At 58.1% G+C, this 21,295-nt stretch carries 17 protein-coding genes; 12 read left to right on the forward strand and 5 right to left on the reverse strand.

Annotated features, from left to right (window positions below; genetic code table 11):
- Positions 1-137: 137 nt before the first annotated feature.
- Complete coding sequence (locus tag IV01_RS07205) at positions 138-1,631, reverse strand: CoA-acylating methylmalonate-semialdehyde dehydrogenase (RefSeq protein WP_032630208.1); 1,494 nt, start codon at positions 1,629-1,631, stop codon at positions 138-140.
- A gap of 60 nt (positions 1,632-1,691) precedes the next feature.
- Entirely contained in the window at positions 1,692-3,038 is a 1,347-nt protein-coding gene (locus IV01_RS07200) for an aspartate aminotransferase family protein (RefSeq protein WP_032630209.1), read from the reverse strand.
- A gap of 126 nt (positions 3,039-3,164) precedes the next feature.
- On the opposite strand from IV01_RS07200, the gene IV01_RS07195 reads away from it, so the two are divergent.
- From IV01_RS07195 to IV01_RS07155, 9 genes are all read left to right on the forward strand, one after another.
- Complete coding sequence (locus tag IV01_RS07195) at positions 3,165-4,082, forward strand: LysR family transcriptional regulator (protein ID WP_032630210.1); 918 nt, start codon at positions 3,165-3,167, stop codon at positions 4,080-4,082.
- Between the two features lie 209 nt (positions 4,083-4,291).
- Positions 4,292-5,683, forward strand: a complete 1,392-nt coding sequence (locus tag IV01_RS07190; RefSeq protein WP_032630211.1) for a uracil-xanthine permease family protein — start codon at positions 4,292-4,294, stop codon at positions 5,681-5,683.
- Between the two features lie 111 nt (positions 5,684-5,794).
- Positions 5,795-6,457, forward strand: a complete 663-nt coding sequence (locus tag IV01_RS07185; RefSeq protein ID WP_032630212.1) for a TetR/AcrR family transcriptional regulator — start codon at positions 5,795-5,797, stop codon at positions 6,455-6,457.
- Between the two features lie 36 nt (positions 6,458-6,493).
- Complete coding sequence (locus IV01_RS07180; RefSeq protein WP_032630213.1) at positions 6,494-7,087, forward strand: IMPACT family protein; 594 nt, start codon at positions 6,494-6,496, stop codon at positions 7,085-7,087.
- 743 nt (positions 7,088-7,830) lie between these two features.
- Positions 7,831-9,399 (forward strand): ABC transporter ATP-binding protein, encoded by a 1,569-nt coding sequence (locus IV01_RS07175; RefSeq protein WP_032630214.1) that lies wholly within the window; start codon positions 7,831-7,833, stop codon positions 9,397-9,399.
- A gap of 11 nt (positions 9,400-9,410) precedes the next feature.
- Entirely contained in the window at positions 9,411-10,514 is a 1,104-nt protein-coding gene (locus IV01_RS07170; RefSeq protein ID WP_032630215.1) for an ABC transporter permease, read from the forward strand.
- Entirely contained in the window at positions 10,514-11,440 is a 927-nt protein-coding gene (locus IV01_RS07165; RefSeq protein ID WP_032630216.1) for an ABC transporter permease, read from the forward strand. Before IV01_RS07170 ends, IV01_RS07165 begins: the two co-directional genes overlap by 1 nt.
- 172 nt (positions 11,441-11,612) lie before the next feature.
- Positions 11,613-12,302: an SDR family oxidoreductase gene (locus IV01_RS07160; RefSeq protein WP_032630217.1), complete on the forward strand. Its 690-nt coding sequence runs from the start codon at positions 11,613-11,615 to the stop codon at positions 12,300-12,302.
- Positions 12,303-12,588: 286 nt separating this feature from the next.
- Positions 12,589-13,944 carry an 8-oxoguanine deaminase gene (locus IV01_RS07155; RefSeq protein WP_032630218.1) on the forward strand — a complete coding sequence of 452 codons (1,356 nt, stop codon included), beginning with the start codon at positions 12,589-12,591 and terminating at the stop codon, positions 13,942-13,944.
- A gap of 125 nt (positions 13,945-14,069) precedes the next feature.
- Here IV01_RS07155 and IV01_RS07150 read toward each other — a convergent pair whose 3' ends face one another.
- Complete coding sequence (locus tag IV01_RS07150; protein ID WP_032630220.1) at positions 14,070-15,161, reverse strand: calcium:proton antiporter; 1,092 nt, start codon at positions 15,159-15,161, stop codon at positions 14,070-14,072.
- Between the two features lie 391 nt (positions 15,162-15,552).
- On the opposite strand from IV01_RS07150, the gene IV01_RS07145 reads away from it, so the two are divergent.
- From IV01_RS07145 to IV01_RS07135, 3 genes are all read left to right on the forward strand, one after another.
- Entirely contained in the window at positions 15,553-16,650 is a 1,098-nt protein-coding gene (locus IV01_RS07145; protein WP_032630221.1) for a BMP family ABC transporter substrate-binding protein, read from the forward strand.
- A gap of 136 nt (positions 16,651-16,786) precedes the next feature.
- A complete protein-coding gene (locus IV01_RS07140) occupies positions 16,787-17,752 on the forward strand; it encodes an isopenicillin N synthase family dioxygenase (protein WP_032630222.1) in 966 nt (321 codons plus the stop codon).
- 83 nt (positions 17,753-17,835) lie between these two features.
- Complete coding sequence (locus IV01_RS07135) at positions 17,836-18,789, forward strand: adenosine deaminase (protein ID WP_032630223.1); 954 nt, start codon at positions 17,836-17,838, stop codon at positions 18,787-18,789.
- Between the two features lie 12 nt (positions 18,790-18,801).
- On the opposite strand, the gene IV01_RS07130 is transcribed toward IV01_RS07135, so the two are convergent.
- Both IV01_RS07130 and IV01_RS07125 read right to left on the reverse strand, forming a co-directional pair.
- Positions 18,802-19,494, reverse strand: a complete 693-nt coding sequence (locus IV01_RS07130) for an ArsR/SmtB family transcription factor (protein ID WP_032630224.1) — start codon at positions 19,492-19,494, stop codon at positions 18,802-18,804.
- Between the two features lie 576 nt (positions 19,495-20,070).
- Positions 20,071-21,267: a multidrug effflux MFS transporter gene (locus tag IV01_RS07125; protein ID WP_032630225.1), complete on the reverse strand. Its 1,197-nt coding sequence runs from the start codon at positions 21,265-21,267 to the stop codon at positions 20,071-20,073.
- Positions 21,268-21,295: the final 28 nt, after the last annotated feature.

Here is a 21,295-nt window from a genome sequence, read left to right on the forward strand (position 1 = left end):
TGCGCCAGAAGAGGTGCGAATTATAGAGAGATTCCAGAGGCCGTCAACCCCTTATTTCACTGAATTGTCATATTTCCACGAAACACCCTAAAACAAAGGGGCGAGCCTTACGGCACGCCCCTTTTATAGGTAACTACTTACAAGCTTGGAAAGGCGAATTGCGATGCCTCATGGCTTGCACGCTGCGGCCAACGCTGAGTAATTGCTTTACGGCGGGTGTAGAAACGTACCCCGTCCGGCCCATAGGCGTGCAGGTCGCCAAACAGTGAACGCTTCCAGCCACCGAAGCTGTGATAGGCAACCGGCACGGGCAGCGGCACGTTAACCCCGACCATTCCCACTTCGATCTCATCACAGAACAACCGTGCCGCCTCACCATCACGAGTAAAGATGCAGGTGCCGTTGCCGTACTCGTGATCGTTGATCAGTTGCATGGCTGCCTCAAGACTATCGACGCGCACGATGCACAGCACCGGGCCGAAGATCTCTTCTTTATAGATACGCATCTCAGGGGTGACCTGATCGAACAGGCAGCCACCCATGAAGAAGCCATCCTCATTGCCGGCAACACTAAAACCGCGACCATCCACCACCAGCTTCGCACCCGCCTGAACACCATCTTCTATAAAGCCGCTGACCTTGTCGCGATGCTGACCGGTAACCAGTGGCCCCATGTCCAGCCCACAGGTGGTACCCGCACCGATTTTCAGCGAAGCGATTTGCGGCACAAGTTTGGCCACCAATGCATCGGCGATCTGATCGCCCACACAGACCGCTACCGAGATGGCCATGCAGCGCTCACCGCACGAACCATAAGCTGCACCCATCAACGCGCTGACCGCATTGTCCAGGTCGGCATCCGGCATCAGCACCGCATGGTTCTTCGCCCCACCCAACGCTTGAACACGTTTGCCACGTGCAGCGCCTTCTTTATAGATGTACTCAGCAATCGGGGTCGAGCCCACGAAACTCAGTGCTTTGACTTCTGGCGCTTCCATCAGCGCATCGACTGCTGCCTTGTCACCGTGGACGACATTGAGCACGCCTTTAGGCAGACCCGCTTCGTGCAGCAATTGAGCGATCAGCAAGGTCGAGCTCGGATCGCGTTCCGATGGTTTGAGAATGAAGCAGTTGCCGCAGACGATCGCCAGTGGATACATCCACAGCGGCACCATGGCCGGAAAGTTGAACGGCGTAATACCCGCAACAACACCGAGCGGCTGGAAGTCAGACCAGGCGTCGATGTTCGGCCCCACGTTGCGGCTGTACTCACCTTTAAGAATTTCCGGCGCCGCGCAGGCAAACTCGACGTTCTCGATACCGCGCTTCAACTCACCTGCGGCATCTTCGAGGGTCTTGCCGTGCTCTTCGCTGATCAGTTGGGCGATGCGGCTTTCATTCTGCTCCAGCAGCTGCTTGAAGCGGAACATCACCTGGGCACGTTTAGCCGCAGGCGTATTGCGCCACGCAGGGAATGCAGCTTTGGCCGCGTCGATGGCTTGTTGCACGGTTTCGCGACTGGCCAAAGGCACTTTATGGATCGCCTGACCGGTCGATGGATTGAATACGTCGGCAGTGCGGCCGTTCTCGGTAACAAACTGGCCGTCGATGAAATGTTGAATGGTGCTCATGAAATGACTCCAAAGCAGGCGCGAACGTATCCGCGCCCGTCACTTATATAGAAGGATTTATCAGTCGACCTGGTTCAGCGCTTCGCCTACCGCATCGAACAAACGGTCCAGGTCCTGAGGCTTGCTATTGAAGGTAGGCCCGAATTGCAGGGTGTCGCCGCCAAAGCGCACATAGAAACCGGCTTTCCACAATTTCATGCCCGCCTCGAATGGACGCACGATCGCATCACCATCACGGGGCGCGATCTGGATTGCACCTGCCAACCCGTAGTTACGAATGTCGACGACGTTCTTGGTGCCTTTGATGCCGTGCAGCGCGCTTTCGAAATGCGGCGCGACTTCGGCAGCTTGTTGCACAAGGTTTTCCCGCTGCAGCAGATCCAGCGCAGCAATGCCAGCGGCGCAGGCCACCGGGTGTGCGGAGTAAGTGTAGCCATGGGGGAATTCAACCGCGTATTCAGGAGTCGGCTGGTTCATGAACGTCTGATAGATCTCGCTGCTGGCAATCACCGCGCCCATTGGGATCGCGCCATTAGTGATTTGCTTGGCGATGCACATCAAGTCAGGCGTCACGCCGAAGCTCTCAGCGCCGAACATCGAACCGGTACGACCGAAGCCGGTGATGACTTCATCGAAGATCAGCAGAATGTTGTGCTGATCGCAGATTTCACGCAGACGCTTGAGATAACCCTGGGGTGGAACGATCACCCCGGCAGAGCCAGCCATGGGCTCGACGATGACGGCGGCGATGTTCGAGGCGTCATGCAACTCGATCAACTTGAGCATTTCATCGGCCAGTGCAATGCCACCCGCCTCCGGCATGCCTTTCGAATAAGCGTTGCTGGCCAGCAAGGTGTGCGGCAGATGGTCGACATCCATCAGTTGGCCAAACATTTTGCGATTGCCGTTCACACCGCCCAGGCTGGTGCCCGCTATGTTGACGCCGTGGTAGCCACGGGCACGGCCGATCATTTTGGTCTTGCTCGCCTGACCTTTGAGGCGCCAGTAAGCCCGCACCATCTTCACCGCAGTATCAGCGCACTCGGAGCCGGAGTTGGTATAGAAGACGTGATTCAGATTGCCTGGGGTCAGCTCGGTGATTTTCTCAGCCAGTTGAAAGGACAACGGGTGGCCGAATTGAAACGCCGGCGAGTAATCCAGAATGCCCAGCTGTTTGGAGACCGCTTCCTGAATCTCTTTACGCGTATGTCCCGCGCCGCACGTCCACAAGCCGGACAAAGCGTCGTAAATCTTGCGTCCCTTATCGTCCGTCAGGTAACTGCCGCTGGCCGCCACGATCAGGCGCGGGTCGCGCTGGAAATTTCGATTGGCGGTATAAGGCATCCAATGAGCGTCAAGCTTCAATTGGCTGGCGATAGACATGTCGGACGATTCAAAACTATTCATCAGAACGGACCTCGCTGGAGCGCTGGGCGGTGAGTGAGTAAAAATTGTTGATGCAGCTAAAGTGCCACGAGGATAAAGTCGGAAAAACCCAACTTTTATGATCTTCAGTTAGCCGATTACTAAACTATGAGCCGTCGTCCCGATCCATTGGCACAAGTCAGCGATTTCGACATTCGATTGCTGCGCATCTTTAGAAGCGTAGTCGAGTCAGGCGGTTTTTCTGCGGCGGAAAGTGTGCTGGGCATTGGCCGGTCCGCTATCAGCCAGCAAATGAGCGATCTCGAGCAGCGCTTGGGATTGCGTCTGTGTCAGCGCGGCCGGGCCGGTTTTTCGGTGACGGAAGAAGGCCGCGAGGTCTACCAATCGGCCTTGCAGTTACTCAGCGCACTGGAAAGCTTTCGCACGGAGGTCAACGGTCTGCACCAGCATTTGCGGGGTGAGCTGAACATTGGCCTGACCGACAACCTGGTCACCCTGCCCCACATGCGCATCACCCACGCGCTGGCTCAGCTCAAGGAGCGCGGCCCGGATGTGCATATCAACATCCGCATGATTGCGCCTAATGAGGTAGAGCAAGGCGTGCTCGATGGCCGTCTGCATGTGGGCGTCGTTCCTCAGGCCAGCGCGTTGTCGGGGCTTGAGTATCAGGCGTTGTACAGCGAGCGTTCGCTACTTTATTGCGCGGTGGGTCACCCGCTGTTCTATATGGAAGATGCTGCACTGGATGATCAACGACTGGCCGAGCAGGACGCCATCGCCCCGACCTTCCGCCTGCCAGCGGAGATTCAGGCGCATTATCAGGCGCTCAATTGCACAGCCAGCGCCTCGGACCGCGAAGGCATGGCGTTTCTGATTCTGACCGGTCGCTACATCGGTTATCTACCCGATCATTACGCAAGTTTCTGGGTGCAGCAGGGGCGTTTGCGGGCACTGAAGCCTGCATCAAGGTTTTACGATCTGAGCCTGGTCTCGGTCACCCGCAAAGGCCGCCGCCCTCATTTGGTGCTGGAAAGTTTTTTGCAGACGCTGGCTGCTACGCGGTGAGACATTTACTCCAGTGCGATCTCCTCAACCCGTAGGAGCGCGCTTGCCCGCGATTCTGTGGTACAGGCGAAATATTCGTCGACTGATCGGACGCAATCGCGGGCAAGCGCGCTCCTACGTGTGTTCGTCAGGCGTCCACCTTCAAAAAACCTGAGCACTTGGACAGCTTTTTGCAGTGATGTTGTTACAAACAATGTCGAGACCACAACATGCAGCCCGAAGCCTCAACCAGCAGCGATCTGATATATGGCCTGGATGATCGCCCAAAACCATTGCCGGCCATCCTTGCCGCGCTGCAACATGTGCTCGCCAGTTTCGTCGGGATTATCACTCCGCCGCTGGTGATTGGTTCGGCGCTGGGGTTGGGTGCGTACATGCCCTACCTGATCAGCATGGCGTTGATGGTTTCCGGTGTAGGCACTTTCATCCAGGCTCGTCGGCCATTTGGCATTGGCGCCGGGATGATCTGCCTGCAAGGCACCAGCTTCGCGTTTCTGGGGGCTGTGCTGTCAGCGGGTTTTCTGGTCAAGCAACGCGGGGGCAGTCCGGAAGACATTCTGGCGATGATCTTCGGCGTTTGTTTTTTCGGGGCCGTAGTGCAGATCGTGTTGAGCCGATTCATTGGCCAATTGCGCAGGGTCATAACGCCACTGGTAACAGACATCGTGATCACGCTGATCGGCGTCAGCCTGATCAAGGTCGGGGTCACCGATCTGGGCGGCGGCTTCAATGCGCCAGATTTCGGAGCGCCGTTGAACCTGGCCCTTGGCGGCTTTGTGTTGCTGGCGATCATCCTGTTGAATCGCTCGAACACCCCCTGGATACGCTTGTCCGCCATCATCATTGGTCTGGCCCTGGGCAGCCTTGCGGCCTGGTTCAGTGGAAAACTGATCCCGCATTCGGTCAGCGACCTGCCACTGATGAGCGTGCCGGTGCCGTTCAAGTTCGGTTTCGCCTTCGACTGGAGCGCTTTCCTACCGGTCGCGCTGATCTATCTGATCAGCACCATCGAAACCGTGGGCGATCTGACCGCCAATTGCATGCTCGCCAGAAAGCCAATCAGTGGCCCAAGTTACATCGCACGACTCAAGGGCGGCGTACTAGGCGATGGCGTCAGCTGCATGATTGCGGCGACCTTCAGTGCATTCCCCAACACCACATTTGCCCAGAACAACGGCGTCATTCAGCTGACCGGCGTCGCCAGTCGTTATGTCGGCCTGTACATCGGCGCGGTGCTGTTCATGCTCGGCCTGTTCCCGACCATCGGTGCCCTGCTCCAGCAGCTTCCCAAGCCGGTTCTGGGTGGCGCAACGCTGGTGATGTTCGGTAGCGTTGCCGCTGCTGGCGTGCGCATTTTGTCCCAGGCCCCACTGGATCGCCGAAGCATGTTGATCATCGCCACTTCATTCGGGGTCGGGCTGGGTATCGCCGCGCAACCGGCATTGCTCCACCATATGCCCAAGCTGGTGCAAAACCTGTTTGACTCTGCAATCACCAGCGGCGGCATCACCGCGATCGTGATGTGCCTGCTGTTGCCGGAGGACAAAGCAAGCATCGAAACTGCTGAACCTGTCACCGAAGTTGAGCCGTCGGCTCATTAAATGCTGAGAATATTGAACGGATAACAGGTTTTACCGCGCCAATGCTTGTCGGATCGGCGCAGGTACGTTATCTGTTCAGCGCAGCACCCCATGATCTGTCCGGAACTGCCCATGACCCTTGAAGTCCCTGCGCACAGCGCTCTTGGCACCAAGCCTGCCAGCCGTATTCGCCAGAAGAATGAAGAAGCCATTATCAAAGCCGCCGAAGACGAGTTCGCCCGTCACGGTTTCAAAGGCACCAGCATGAATACCATTGCGCTGAACGCCGGGCTGCCCAAGGCCAATCTTCATTACTACTTCACCAACAAGCTCGGGCTGTATATCGCGGTGTTGAGCAACATCATCGAGTTATGGGACAGCACCTTCAATAATCTGAAGGTCGAGGATGACCCTGCCCTAGCGCTGAGCCGTTACATCCGCGCAAAAATGGAGTTTTCCCGACGCCAGCCCCAGGCTTCACGGATTTTCGCCATGGAAATCATCAGCGGCGGCGAATGCCTCAACGAATATTTCAGCCAGGATTATCAGACTTGGTTCCAGGGCCGAGCCGGGGTTTTTCAGGCCTGGATCGACGCAGGAAAAATGGACCCGGTGGACCCGGTTCACCTGATTTTTCTGCTGTGGGGCAGCACCCAGCACTACGCCGACTTCGCTACACAGATCTGCCAGGTCACGGGGCGCACACGATTAACCAAGCAAGACATAGACGTTGCGAGCGACAATCTGATCCGCATCATCCTCAAGGGTTGCGGCTTGACGCCGCCCGCCGCCTGAATTGATGTCAATCCCGTCGTCAGCTGGAACCCACGCATGTCTTTTACTCTGGTTGGCCCTTGCGAATACCGCGAAGAAATTCGCAAGAGCCGCTTCATAACTCTCGCCGCGCCGATCTCCAGCGCTGCGGACGCTCAAGCGTTCATCGAGCAGAACAGCGATTTGAATGCGACGCACAATTGCTGGGCCTGGAAGCTGGCCGATCAATATCGCAGCAACGATGATGGCGAACCAGGCGGCACCGCGGGTCGTCCGATTCTCGCGGCCATCGAGGCTCAGGAATTCGATCAAGTCGTGGTGCTGGTGATTCGCTGGTACGGCGGCATCCAACTCGGCACCGGCGGATTGGCCCGGGCGTATGGCGGCGGTGCCAATAAGTGCTTGCAACAGGCCGAGCGCCTGCCGTTGATCAACCGCATTCCGTTGAGCCTGTCGTGCAGTTTCAGTGAACTGGCCCTGGTCAAGTTACGGGTCGCGGAACTGAACGGCTTAGTGCAAAACGAAGACTTCACTGCCAATGGCGTGGAGCTGTCGATCGCCGTCGGGCCGGAGCACGTGGAAGTTTTGCGCAGGCAGCTGGCAGATTTGAGTCGCGGGCGGATTGTGCTTCACCTCTCGTCTGACGATTAGCGCCGACTTGTGGGACCGGCCCGCGATAAGGGCAGCGAAATTCTGCAGGTGATCACCTAAACCTTATCCCGGGCGAGCCTCGATCCCACAGAAGATCACCGAATTCTGTAGGAGCGCGCTTGCCCGCGATGAACGATAACGCGGTCTGTCTGAAACACCGCGGTGCCAATATCGCGGGCAAGCGCGCTCCTACAGGCCCATTGCCCTTCAATATTTGCACACATCTACTGTGCATCCGCCTGTGGATAAGCTGAGCACATGACGCTGCAAGGCTTGTGGGTCCTGCTTTCCGGGCTCTTGATCATTTTTTATACAGAAATGTTTTCTGCGAACAAAATGCCTGACAAAACAGCCCTTTAAAGGTGCTTATCGCCTCTAGAACCCATGCTGCAGCTGTTTATATCGACGTTTTTCGCTTGCCCACATTTCCTGTGGAACAATCTGTGGATAACAGGTGCAAGGCTCGCTCCAGCGCTTTGTGCAGCGCACTTGGCCGCAGCTGTACGTTTTTTGTGCAATCGCCGTGGGCACTATTGACTCAATAGCCCAAAGCTTCGCCCTGAACTGGTGCCGAGGCGGATCGCCAATCCTGCGATATTTCTCTAAGCCACTATCGAAAACTCAGCTGCAAGCTTTATCGCGCCGGTATCACGGGCAAATCACGCTCAGGAAGACAAAAAACCTGACTACCTGGCCAGGAAATTGCTTTATCCACAGGCGATCCTTCTTACGTTGAGCCTGTCATGCCAAACCCTGTGCCCCTCGCGCGCCTGCAACTGCGCGCCATCAGCAAGCGTTATCCCGGTTGCCTGGCCAACGACGCCATCGACCTGAGTATTGAGGCGGGAGAAATCCACGCGCTACTCGGCGAAAACGGTGCGGGCAAGAGCACACTGATGAAGATCATCTACGGCGTTACGCAACCTGATTCCGGCGCGATTGTCTGGCAGGGCGAGAGCCTGACCATGCGCAATCCGGCGCAAGCCAGGGGCCTGGGCATCGGCATGGTGTTTCAGCACTTTTCGCTCTTCGAAACCTTGACGGTTGCCCAGAACATCGCCCTGGCCATGGGCGGCGCGGCGGGCACGCCGAAACAGTTGGAGCCGAAAATCCGTGAAGTGTCGCAACGCTACGGTATGGCCGTGGAACCACAACGACTTGTCCACAGCCTGTCGATTGGCGAGCGGCAGAAAGTCGAAATCATTCGCTGCCTGATGCAAGACATCCGCCTGCTGATTCTCGATGAGCCGACGTCGGTGCTGACCCCCCAGGAAGCTGACGAGCTGTTTGTGACCTTGCGGCGTCTCGCCGAGGAAGGCTGCAGCATTCTATTTATCAGCCACAAGCTCGGTGAAGTCCGCGCGCTTTGCCACAGCGCGACGGTGTTGCGCGGCGGCAAGGTGTCCGGGCATTGCATCCCGGCCGAGTGCTCGGATCTGGAACTGGCGCGATTAATGGTCGGTGATGCCGAAGGCCTGACGGAACAGTATCCAAAGGTTGCAGGGCAAGCGCCGTTTCTCAGGGTCGCCAACCTTTCGTGGCATAACCCCGACCCGTTTGGCTGCTCGCTGGTGAACGTCAACCTTGAGGTGCGCAGCGGTGAGATTGTTGGCATCGCGGGCGTAGCCGGTAACGGCCAGGACGAACTGCTGGCATTGCTCAGCGGCGAACAAACGTTGAGCAATGCGTTGTCACCGAAGATTCGATTTGCTGAGGTCAATGTCGGCCATCTTCGTCCGGATGCGCGGCGTAAAAACGGCCTGGCTTTTGTCCCTGCCGAACGTCTGGGGCATGGCGCCGTTCCGGAATTGAGCCTTACCGATAACGCCCTGCTCACGGCGTTTCAGCAAGGCTTGGTAAGCAACGGTCTGATTCATCGCAGCAAAGTGCGGGCACTGGCAGACGAGATCATCAAGCGCTTCGCGGTGAAAACGCCAGACGCTCAAGCCCCGGCCCGCAGTCTGTCTGGGGGCAACCTGCAGAAATTCATTCTCGGTCGCGAGATCTTGCAGAACCCGAAACTGCTGGTCGCAGCGCACCCGACCTGGGGCGTCGATGTCGGTGCTGCGGCGGCGATTCATCGTGCGCTGATTGCTCTGCGCGATGCTGGCGCGGCGATTCTGGTGATTTCCGAAGACCTCGACGAACTGTTCCAGATCAGCGACCGCCTCGCCGCCTTGAGCAGTGGTCGTCTTTCGCCACTGGTGCCAACGGCCCAGACCTCACCTGTTCAGGTCGGCGGCTGGATGGCCGGCAAGTTCGATGTCCCACCTTCTGTTCAACCTCAACTCCAAGCCGCCGCGCTTAATTAACGGAGCTTCCGATGCTGCTTTCTCTGGAACCGCGCGGGCAACAATCCCGGGCCATGCTGTGGTTTTCCCCACTGCTGGCCGCTGTGTTGACCCTGGTATGCGGCTCGTTGTTGTTTGTCGGCCTTGGCCTGGACCCGGTGCTGACGCTGCACACCTTGCTGATCGCTCCCGTCAGCGATTGGTACGGCGTCTCGGAATTAATGGTCAAGGCGTTGCCGATTCTGCTATGTGCGTTGGGCCTGGCGGTGGCTTATCAGGCGCGCATCTGGAACATCGGCGCTGAAGGCCAATTGCTCCTCGGTGCTTTGGCCGGTAGTGCGGTCGCCGTCAATATCATCGACATGGAAAGCCGCTGGGCACTGGTGCTGATCCTGTTGGTCGGCACCCTCGGCGGCGCCGCCTGGGCCGGGTTGACTGCCTGGCTGCGCACGCATTTCAACGCCAATGAAATCCTCACCAGCATCATGCTCAATTACATCGCGCTGAACCTGTTGCTGTTCTTCGTGCATGGCTCGCTGAAAGATCCCGCCGGGATGAATTTCCCTGAGTCGGCGATGTTCGGTGATGCCAGTCGCCTGCCGTTACTAAGCGAAGACGGTCGCGTGCATGCCGGGGTGTATTTCGCGCTGCTGGCGCTGGTGGCGGTCTGGGTTCTGCTGCAACGCAGCTTTGTCGGTTTTCAGATCAAAGTCCTCGGTCTGGATAAGCGCGCCGCTGGGTTCGTAGGGTTTCGCGAAAAACGTCTGGTCTGGCTGGCGCTGTTGATCAGCGGCGGGCTGGCTGGGCTGGCCGGAGTGTGCGAAGTCACCGGCCCGATCGGCCAACTGGTGCCTCAGGTATCGCCGGGCTATGGCTATGCCGCCATTACTGTGGCTTTTCTCGGACGCTTGAATCCGATCGGCATTCTGTTCGCCAGCCTGCTCATGGCGCTGCTGTATCTGGGGGGTGAAAGCGCACAAATGACCCTGAACCTGCCACAGGCCATTACCCAGTTGTTTCAGGGGATGATGCTGTTCTTCCTGCTGGCCTGCGACGTCCTGATCCTTTATCGCCCGCGCCTCAAAGCGCGCTGGAACAAACGCCAGCTGGCACCCGCCACTTCAGGAGCCGTGTGATGGATATCGATCTGCTGAGCAATATTTTCTTCGCCATGATTCGCTGCGGTACGCCACTGTTGCTGGTGGCGCTGGGCGAACTGATCTGTGAAAAAAGCGGCGTTCTCAACCTCGGCCAGGAAGGCATGATGCTGTTTGGCGCGGTGATCGGCTTCATCATCGCCCTGAGCACCGGCAATCTGTGGCTGGGCGTGATGCTGGCGATGTTTGCCGGGATGCTGTTGTCCGGCCTGTTTGCCATCGTTGCGCTGGTGTTCAACGCCAATCAGGTGGCAACCGGGCTGGCGCTGACCATCTTTGGTGTCGGGCTGTCGAGCTTTGTCGGCGCGGCCTGGGTGGGCAAACCATTGCAGGGTTTCGAGCCGGTTGTGATCCCTTACCTGAGCGACATCCCCCTGATCGGCCGGATGTTTTTTGCCCAGGACATTCTGGTGTACCTATCCTTTGCCCTGTTCGCCCTAGTCGCCTGGGTGCTGCTGAAAAGCCGTGTCGGTCTGATTATCCAGGCGGTAGGTGAAAACCCGGACGCTGCCAGCGCCATGGGCTTGCCGGTATTGCGAGTGCGGACTTTGGCGGTTTTGTTCGGCGGTGCGATGGCAGGCCTGGCCGGGGCCTATCTATCGTTGGCTTACACCCCGATGTGGGCAGAGAACATGAGCGCCGGCCGCGGCTGGATCGCCCTGGCCCTGGTGGTATTTGCCAGCTGGCGCGTATGGCGTCTGCTGCTGGGCGCCTATCTGTTTGGTCTGGCCAGCATTCTGCACTTGGTCGCCCAAGGTATTGGCCTGGCGATCCCGTCCAATCTGCTGGCGATGCTGCCGTATGTGGCGACCATCGTCGTGCTGGTAATGCTGTCGCGTAATGCCTTGCGCACCCGGCTGTATGCGCCGGTTTCCTTGGGGCAGCCTTGGCAGGCGGGGCATTGAGTCAACAACGCGCCACCCCTGTAGGGGCTCCACCCGGTCGCTCCTACAGGCCCCTTGTCTGCCGCGTGCCAGCTGAGAAACGCACGCCAGCTCCTTCAACCGAAACTCCACATCCTCTAACTGGCGGACTATCCTGCGCAGGACGATTTTCTATTCATCAGGAGAAAAATTAATGCCTGCCAGCAAAACCGCACTGATCATCGGTGCTTCCCGTGGCCTGGGTCTTGGCCTGGTCAAACGCCTGACCGAGCAGAAATGGAGCGTCATTGCGACCGTGCGGGATCAGCAAAAGGCCGCCGATCTAAAGGCCATTCCTGGCGTGCGCATCGAAACTCTCGATATGGACGATGTTGCTTCCCTGGATGCTTTGAAAGACACGCTGCAGGGGCAGATTTTTGATGCCCTGGTGATCAACGCCGGGGTCATGGGGCCGGCGAGGCCGCAAAGCATTGAGACCGTAACGCCTCTTGAACTGACGCAGATATTTCTGACCAACGCCATCGCGCCGATCCGCCTGGCCGATCGCCTCGTGCCGCAGATCCGTCCGAACACTGGCGTGCTGGCCTTCATGAGCTCCAGGTTCGGCAGCGTGACCTGCCCCGATGGCGCAGACGCGGCGCTATACAAAGCCAGCAAAGCGGCCCTGAATTCCCTGACCAACACCTTCGTCACCCAACTGCCAGAGACACGCCCCACGGTGTTGTCCCTGCATCCGGGCTGGGTAAAGACCGAGATGGGCGGTGAGAATGCTGCCATCGACGTCGAAACCAGTACCCGTGGCTTGGTTGAACAGCTCAACGCCTATGCCGGTAAGGGCGGGCATTATTTTGTGGATTACAAAGGCGAGACGATTCCTTGGTGAGTTAAGAGACGCTGAACTCGCGCGACGTGGGACCGGCTTTAGCCGGGAAGGTGGCATTTCAGGCGATACATATGGAGTTGATGTACTGGCCTCTTCCCGGCTGAAGCCGGTCCCACGTCAAGATTGCAGGCAACATGGAGTTTCCCACAGGGGTTTTGCATAGACACAAAATCCAGTTAAAATCGCGCCCTTCGCCGCTGCTGCAAAGCACCGGCGACCCTGGATCAGCAGACAGGGCAACACTGAGCTGGCGAACCTGAACCCTATTTTCAGAGGAGCCGGCAAGATGCCTGCGATCCGTATCTGGTTGAAAAACCCCCTCGCTGTTTTCACTGCCAATGACCTCGATGCCCGAGGCGGTCTGGTGATCGAAAACGGCGTCATCGTCGAAATGCTCGCGACAGATCAGCAACCCAGCGAACACTGCGATCAAGTATTCGATGCCCGTGAGCACGTGCTGCTACCCGGTTTGATCAACACCCATCACCACTTCTATCAAACCCTCACACGCGCCTGGGCTCCGGTGGTCAGCCAGCCATTGTTTCCGTGGCTGAAAACCTTGTATCCAGTGTGGGCGCGACTGACCCCGGAAAAACTGGCGCTGGCCAGCAAAGTCGCGTTGGCGGAATTGCTGTTGTCGGGTTGCACCACCGCGGCGGACCATCATTATCTGTTCCCGGATGGCCTGGAAAACGCCATCGACGTACAGGTTGAGAGCGTCCGGGATTTGGGGATGCGCGCGATGCTCACTCGCGGGTCCATGAGCCTGGGTGAGAAAGACGGTGGTTTGCCACCGCAGCAAACCGTGCAACAGGGCGAGGTTATTCTCGAGGACAGCCAACGACTGATCGAGCGCTATCACCAGCGCGGCGACGGCGCGCAGATTCAAATCGCTCTGGCGCCTTGCTCGCCGTTCTCGGTCACACCAGAAATCATGCGCGAAAGCGCGACGCTGGCCGAAAAGCTTGACGTTCGTCTGCACACCCACCTGGCTGAAACCCTCGACGAAGAGGACTTCTGCCTCCAGCGGTTCGGCTTGCGTACCGTGGATTATCTGGACAGCGTCGGCTGGCTGGGCCCGCGCACATGGCTGGCCCACGGTATTCATTTCAACCCTGACGAAATCACCCGACTCGGTGCAGCCGGCACCGGAGTTTGTCATTGCCCGAGTTCCAACATGCGTCTGGCTTCGGGCATTTGTCCTACTCTGGACCTGATCGCAGCAGGCGCACCGCTGGGGCTGGGTGTGGATGGATCGGCGTCCAACGATGCATCGAACATGATTCTCGAAGCGCGTCAGGCACTCTATATCCAGCGCTTGCGCTATGGCGCCGAGAAAATCACTCCGCAATTGGTGCTCGGTTGGGCCACCAAGGGCTCGGCGCAGTTGCTCGGCCGCAGCGACATTGGCGAACTGGCGGTGGGCAAGCAAGCGGATCTGGCGCTGTTCAAGCTGGACGAGCTGCGCTTTTCGGGTAGCCATGATCCGGTTGCCGCACTGTTGCTATGCGGCGCAGACCGGGCGGATCGGGTGATGATCGGCGGCCAGTGGCGGGTTATTGATGGACAGGTTGAAGGCCTGGACCTGAAGGGCTTGATCGCTGATCACAGCCAGGCGGCGCGGGAGTTGATTGGCGGATGATGAACGCGTATCCCTGTGGAAGCGGTGCTTGCCCGCGATAAGGTCACTGCGATTCTGCAGGTCAATCACCTTAACTTTATCGCGGGCAAGCACCGCTCCCACAGGTGAAGATCGGGGGCCTGGCTCTAAAGCCCCAACAACGACAGCATGATGAACGTCGCAAACAGCACGAAGTGGGTCATGCCTTCGATGGCGTTGGTTTCGCCGTCATTGAGGTTGATCGCGCTGACCAGCAAGGTAATGAAGATCATCACGGTCTGCACCGGGGTCATGGCCATCTGGAACGGTTGGCCGGTGTAGAGCGCCATGGCTTCCATCACGGGTACAGTCAGGATCACCGTCGACAGCGAAGCACCCAAAGCGATGTTCACGACCGATTGCATGCGGTTGGCCAACGCCGCGCGTAAAGCAGTCAGAATCTCTGGCGCAGCGGAAATCGCGGCCACCAGAATTGCGGTCATGACCGGCGGCGCACCGGTGCCTTCAAGGCCCAGGTCGACGGTCTTCGACATCACTTCAGCCAACGCCCCAATCACCACGACACCCAGCACCAGCGTAGCGATGGACAGCGTCAGATTGACCGGCGCATTTTCTGCGTCAGGCTGATCCTTGCGCTTCTTTTTATCCGGGTAGCTGTAGCTGAAAAAGTAGCTGTGTGGTCCGACTTGCATGCGCAGGAACAGGGTGTAGAGCACGATCATCGCGCCAATGGTGAACGCCGAATACAGCTTCCAGTCACCTTCAGGGATGAACTCCGGCACCACCATGGAAACCCCCATGGCGGTCAGAATCATCACGCTGTAAGTGCGCGCCGAATCATCGTTGTAGGACTGCTCACCATGCTTGAGCCCGCCCATCAGCGCGGCGAGGCCGAGGATGCCGTTGATATCGAGCATCACCGCCGAGTAAATCGTGTCCCGCACCAACGTGGGCGAAGGCTCGTTACTCATCATGATCGCCAGGATCACCACCTCGACCAGCACCGCCGACAGGGTAAGGATCATGGTGCCGTAGGGGTCGCCGACTTTTTCAGCGAGCTGTTCGGCGTGATGGGCAACACGCAACGAGGCGCAGACGATAAAACCGACCAGCGCAATCCCGGCGGCCAGTGCAACACCTTGGCCGTTATTGAGGAAAAAGTGCTCGAAGGGATAAGCGACGAACGTCGCGATGATCGCCAGTAACAGAAATTTTTCTTGCTTGAGTATTGAGCCCATTTAATGCCTTTAAACCTTCACACATGAACCGTTCGGATAACGCGCTCAAGGCGTTGAGAGTGTCGAGTGTAAGCAAAGGTTTCAAAAGTGATGAGAACTTGATCTGGAATGCGGTTTACCGTAGGAGCGCGCTTGCCCGCGATTCGATCGACCAGTCAACACGTCACTGCCTGAACTGGCGCTATCGCGGGCAAGCGCGCTCCTACAGGTTCGATGTGCACCAGTTAGCGGCAAAACGGGCTTTGACTGCACCGTCCAGTGTCGTCTCGACATCGCAAAACCAGCGAAAACCAAGACCCTGTCATTAACTGTCCAGTTGGTCAGTTTTTTGCATTGCTCAAGTAACCCGCTAAGACGGCCGTGCCAACAAAACTCCAAGGAGCTAGACCCGATGCATTCCACAATTCACCCGCGTCGCCCCCTGAAAAAATTGCTGTGCGCCATGGCTGCGGTTGTCGGCCTGAGTTCGAGCCTGATGGCGTCGGCAGCAGACCCGCTGAAAGTCGGGTTCGTGTACATCGGCCCGATCGGTGACCACGGCTGGACTTATCAGCATGAACAAGGCCGCAAGGCGATGGTTGAAGCGCTGGGCGACAAGGTCACTACCAGCTTTGTCGAGAACGTCCCGGAAGGCGCGGACGCCGAGCGCGTCATCCGCAACATGGCCAAAGGTGGCTACGACCTGGTGTTCACCACCTCGTTCGGCTACATGAACCCGACCCTGAAAGTCGCCAAGCAATTCCCGAAAGTAACCTTCGAACATGCCACGGGTTACAAGCAAGACAAGAACATGGGCACCTACCTGGCGCGCACCTATGAAGGTCGCTACGTCGGTGGTTTCCTGGCAGCGAAAATGACCAAGACCAAAAAGATCGGTTATGTCGCCTCGTTCCCGATTCCGGAAGTGTTGCGCGACATCGACGCTATCCAATTGGCTTTGAACAAATACAACCCAGGTACCGAGATCAAAGTGGTCTGGGTCAACTCCTGGTTTGATCCGGGCAAAGAAGCCGACGCCGCCAACGCGCTGATCGATCAGGGCGTGGACGTGATCTTCCAGCACACCGATAGCCCGGCGCCGATCCAGACCGCCGAACGTCGTGGTGTCTATGCTGTGGGGTACGCATCGGACATGGCCCACTTCGGTCCGAAAGCGGTGCTGACCTCCATCGTCAACAACTGGGGCCCGCACTACATTCAAGCCACCGAAAGCGTGATCAACGGCACCTGGAAATCTCAGGATTACTGGGGCGGCCTGAAGGAAGGCACGGTTCAGCTGCCCATCAGCGACATCGTCCCGGCTGACGTGAAGGCTGAAGCACAGAAAATCATCGCGGATATCGAAAGCGGCGCCTTCCACCCGTTCACCGGCCCGATCAAGGACCAGACCGGCACCGTGAAAATCCCGGCTGGCAAAGTGGCGACCAACGCTGAATTGGCTTCGATGAACTACTACGTCGAAGGCATCAAGGCGGATTTGCCGAAGTAACTTGGAACAATGTGGGACCGGCTTTAGCCGGGAAGAGGCAGGCACTGCCAAACATATTTTGCGGCTGGAATATTGCCTTCCCGGCTAAAGCCGGTCCCACGACAGATTCCGACCATTATTTTCAGGACAGAGAAACGTGAACCAACTCCCCATCATCGACATCGCCCCGCTCTACAGCGACGACCAGACCGCCTGGCAGGGCATTGCCAGACAGATCGACCAGGCCTGTCGCGAGTGGGGCTTCTTCTATATCAAAGGCCATCCGATCAGCGCCGAGCGGATCGAACAGGTGGTAGCCACCGCGCAACGCTTCTTCGCCCTGCCCCAGTCCGAAAAGCTCAAGATCGACATCACCCAGACCCGCCATCACCGCGGCTATGGCGCTATTGCCACTGAACAGCTGGACCCCAATTTACCCAGCGACCTCAAGGAAACCTTCGACATGGGCTTTCACCTGCCCGCCGATCACCCTGATGTCGTCGCCGAAAAACCTTTGCGCGGCCCCAATCGCCACCCCGAGCTAGACGGTTGGCAAGCGCTGATGGAGCAGCACTATCTGGACATGCAAGCTCTCGGGCAAACGCTGCTGCAGGCGATCACCGTCGCGCTGGGCATCGACCGCGACTTTTTCGACAAGCGTTTCATTGAACCGGTCAGCGTGCTGCGCTTCATCCACTATCCGCCGCGTCACACGGCCACCAGCGCTGAGCAACAAGGCGCCGGGGCACATACCGATTACGGCTGCATTACTCTGCTGCATCAGGATTCAGCCGGCGGCCTGCAAGTACGCGACGTGCGTGGGCAATGGATTGATGCACCGCCGATTGAAGGGACCTTCGTGGTCAACATCGGCGACATGATGGCGCGCTGGAGCAATGACCGGTACGTGTCGACGCCACACCGGGTCATCAGCCCGCTGGGTGTTGATCGCTATTCGATGCCGTTCTTCGTCGAGCCCAACCCGGACACCCGCATCGAGTGCCTGCCCGGCTGCCAGAGCGAAAGCCAGCCGGCCCGCTACCCTGCCACCACCTGCGCGGAATTTCTGCTGTCCCGTTTCGCCGATACCTACGCGTATCGAAGGGAGCCGCAAGCGTCGTAATTGAACCGCTTGGTCAGGTTTTGCCCCTCGATGGGCATGACTCTGTAGAATGCTGGCGATCTGCACCTGATGAGAAAACGCACATGTACAACTGGTTGAACGCACTGCCCAAGGCAGAACTGCACCTGCACCTTGAAGGTTCGCTTGAGCCCGAGCTGCTTTTCGCACTCGCCGAACGCAACAAAATCGCGCTGCCGTGGAATGACGTGGAAACCCTGCGCGGGGCTTATGCGTTCAACAATCTGCAAGAGTTTCTAGACCTCTACTACCAAGGCGCAGACGTACTGCGTACCGAGCAGGACTTCTACGACCTGACCTGGGCGTATCTGGAGCGTTGCAAAGCGCAGAACGTGATTCACACCGAACCGTTCTACGATCCGCAGACCCACACCGACCGTGGCATCCCGTTTGAAGTGGTGCTCAATGGCATCGCCGCCGCGCTCAAGGATGGTCAGTCGAAACTGGGCATTAGCAGCGGCTTGATTCTGAGTTTCCTGCGCCACTTGAGCGAAGAGGAAGCCGAAAAAACCCTCGACCAGGCACTGCCTTTCCGCGATGCATTCGTTGCCGTTGGTTTGGACAGCTCAGAAATGGGCCACCCGCCGAGCAAGTTCCAGCGGGTGTTCGACCGAGCTCGCAACGAAGGCTTCCTGACCGTGGCTCACGCCGGTGAAGAAGGCCCGCCCGAGTACATCTGGGAAGCCCTGGACCTGCTGAAGATTCAACGCATCGACCACGGCGTGCGCGCGATTGAGGACGAGCGCCTGATGCAGCGGATTATCGACGAGCAGATCCCGCTGACCGTATGTCCGCTGTCAAACACCAAGCTTTGTGTGTTCGATGACATGGCTCAGCACAACATTCTCGACATGCTGGAGCGCGGCGTGAAAGTCACGGTCAACTCCGATGATCCGGCCTATTTCGGCGGCTACGTGACCGAAAACTTCCATGCCCTGTACACCCACCTGGGGATGACTCAGGACCAGGCGAAGCGTCTGGCCCAAAACAGTCTGGATGCACGTCTGATCAAACCTTGAGCTGATCAGCCATCAGGCGGCAGCGGCGATCTTGTCGATCTCCCGCTGCCCGCTGGATGAAACCTGCAAGGTGTTGGACTCTTCCGTGGCACGCAACCAGCCCATCTGAATGAACAACTGCAACAACCCCGCCCCGAGTGCTCCGCCCAGATGCGCAGAGCGTTCGTCCCGATCGGCGCAGGCACACACCGTTTCGCGCTGACGCAAAGCCAGCGCCGGAATGTAAATGCCACGTTCGGCGAATTTCGCGATACCCATACTGGTCACTTCGACCCGCTGTTCCTGCTGTTCAATCCACCCGGCCCCCAGCAGCCTTTGATACAACTCGGCGGCCATCTCCCCTCCCAGGTGATCACAACAGATCTGCGCCTGGCGCAACGGCATGACCGGCATCGGCTGGGCAACGTAGCGATTGATCTCAGCGGCGCTGACCTGCGAAGCGCTCGCCAGCGCATGAAGTGCCGCAGCAACCTGCGGACCGGCCAGGCGGAAGAACCGTTTGCGACCGCGAACCTCTTGCTTGACCAGCCCGCCAGTTGCCAGCCGCGCCAGATGCGCCCCCGCCGACGAGGTAGTCAGACCAGCAAGCAGCGCCAGCTCATTGGCGGGCCGAGCGGTGCCGTCCATCAAGGCCCAAATCATCGCGCTGCGCTTGGGGTCAGCCAGCAGGGTCGCAATGTGACTGACGCAAGGTGCATATTCCATAGGTTCACTCCCTGTCCAAACTTCATCTGTCTCGATGAGATAGTTAGCGGAGTTGATATCAAGCACGGATCCAACTCCAGCCGGAAAGTATAAGCTTTGTAATTACCAACCCAATCAGGTAAAAAATTCGCAACATCGGCTACAGCCAGCGTCCGGATTGAAATATGTAACTTAAAACCGCGCCAAAAACAGCAAAACCGCGAGCGAGCGCCTTGATTTCTGGGCTTTCGGCATTAGCGCCAGCGGCACAGCACGCCTGCATAGCGCGTCAAACTCATAAAAATCACGCAACAAAATAAGACAACGAACAAACTCCATATTCGCAGTTCGCCGCTGTTATTGATATTTACGCAGGTGATTTTCCGAACGCTCCGTAGGATAAATCCAGGATCGTTGTAGTCATTTAATACAAGTAACTGACGAATTTAAACTGCACACTGCATATGCAGACTCTGTGGGAGCACGCTTGCTTGCGAAAGCGATATAACCAGCTCAGAAAATCTGCCGGATGTACCACCCTCTTCGCGAGCAAGGTGGAGCGCCACCCCGGTCGCTCCCACGGATGACCGCCTGACATCAGCCCTGTGCCGCCGCCGCATCACGCTTGTGCTGCAATCGGCGAGTCAGCACCGAGAGCGTCACCCCCAACACACCGCATAAACTGATTACCAGCGCCATCGGCACCGCCGTGCCATCGTGCAGTACGCCCACCAGCGCCGCAGCCGCTGCCGCCACACTGAATTGCAGGCAGCCCAGCAAGGCCGACGCGCTGCCCGCACGCGCCCATTGCCCATTCATGGCACAGGCTGATGCGTTGGGGATAATGCAGCCCAGGCTGGCAATACAGATGAACAGAGGCACCAGTAACGGCCAGAGTTGTTCGGTACGCAAACCGGCAACAGCCAGCAACATCAGGGCCGCAGCCAGATAGATCCAGATTATCCGGGACAGCATGAACGCAGGACCTGTCTTGCCCACCAGCCGAGCGTTGAGCTGAGCGCTCAGAATGAAGCCTGCCGCGTTGGTACCGAACAACCAGCCGTAATGCTCCGGCGGCACGCCATACAACTTGATGAACACGAACGGCGAACCGGCGATGTAAGCAAACATCCCGGCCATGACGATACCGCCGGTCAGGGCATGACCAAGAAAGATACGGTCGCCCAGCAACCGGCGGTATTGGGTCAGCGCCCCTGACAAAGGCTGGCGCGGATGAGTGGCCGGCATGCTTTCCGGCAAACCCAGGGCCACAGCCAATGACGCCAGCGCACTGAACGCCGTCAGGCTGATGAAGATTGCCTGCCAGTTGTAGAGATTGACCAGCAAGCCGCCAAGCATCGGCGCAAGAATCGGCGCCAGGCCCATCACCAGCATCAGTTGCGAAAAGACTTTAGCCGACTGCACGGCATCGCACTTGTCACTGACAATGGCCCGGGCAATCACCATCCCGGCACAACCGCCCAACGCCTGGACGAAGCGCGCGCCTATCAGCCACTCCAGATCAGGCGCGAACGCACAGGCCAGAGATGCGAGGGTGAACAGCGAAACCCCGAACAACAACGGTATACGTCGCCCAAAGCGATCCGCCACCGGGCCATAAGCCAGCTGACCGATGGACAGGCCCAAAAAGTAGGACGCGAGGGTCAACTGGACATGCTTCTCGTCAGTGCCGAAGGCCAGTGCTATGGCCGGAAACCCAGGCAGATAGAAGTCGATGGCCAGAGGACCGAAGGCGCTCAAGGCACCCAGAATGAGGATCGTGCGAAGGTTCATCAGACATCCAGACAGTATTCAGTGCAGC

The sequence above is a fragment of the Pseudomonas syringae genome (genome assembly GCF_000737245.1).
GTDB classification, from domain to species: domain Bacteria; phylum Pseudomonadota; class Gammaproteobacteria; order Pseudomonadales; family Pseudomonadaceae; genus Aquipseudomonas; species Aquipseudomonas syringae_J.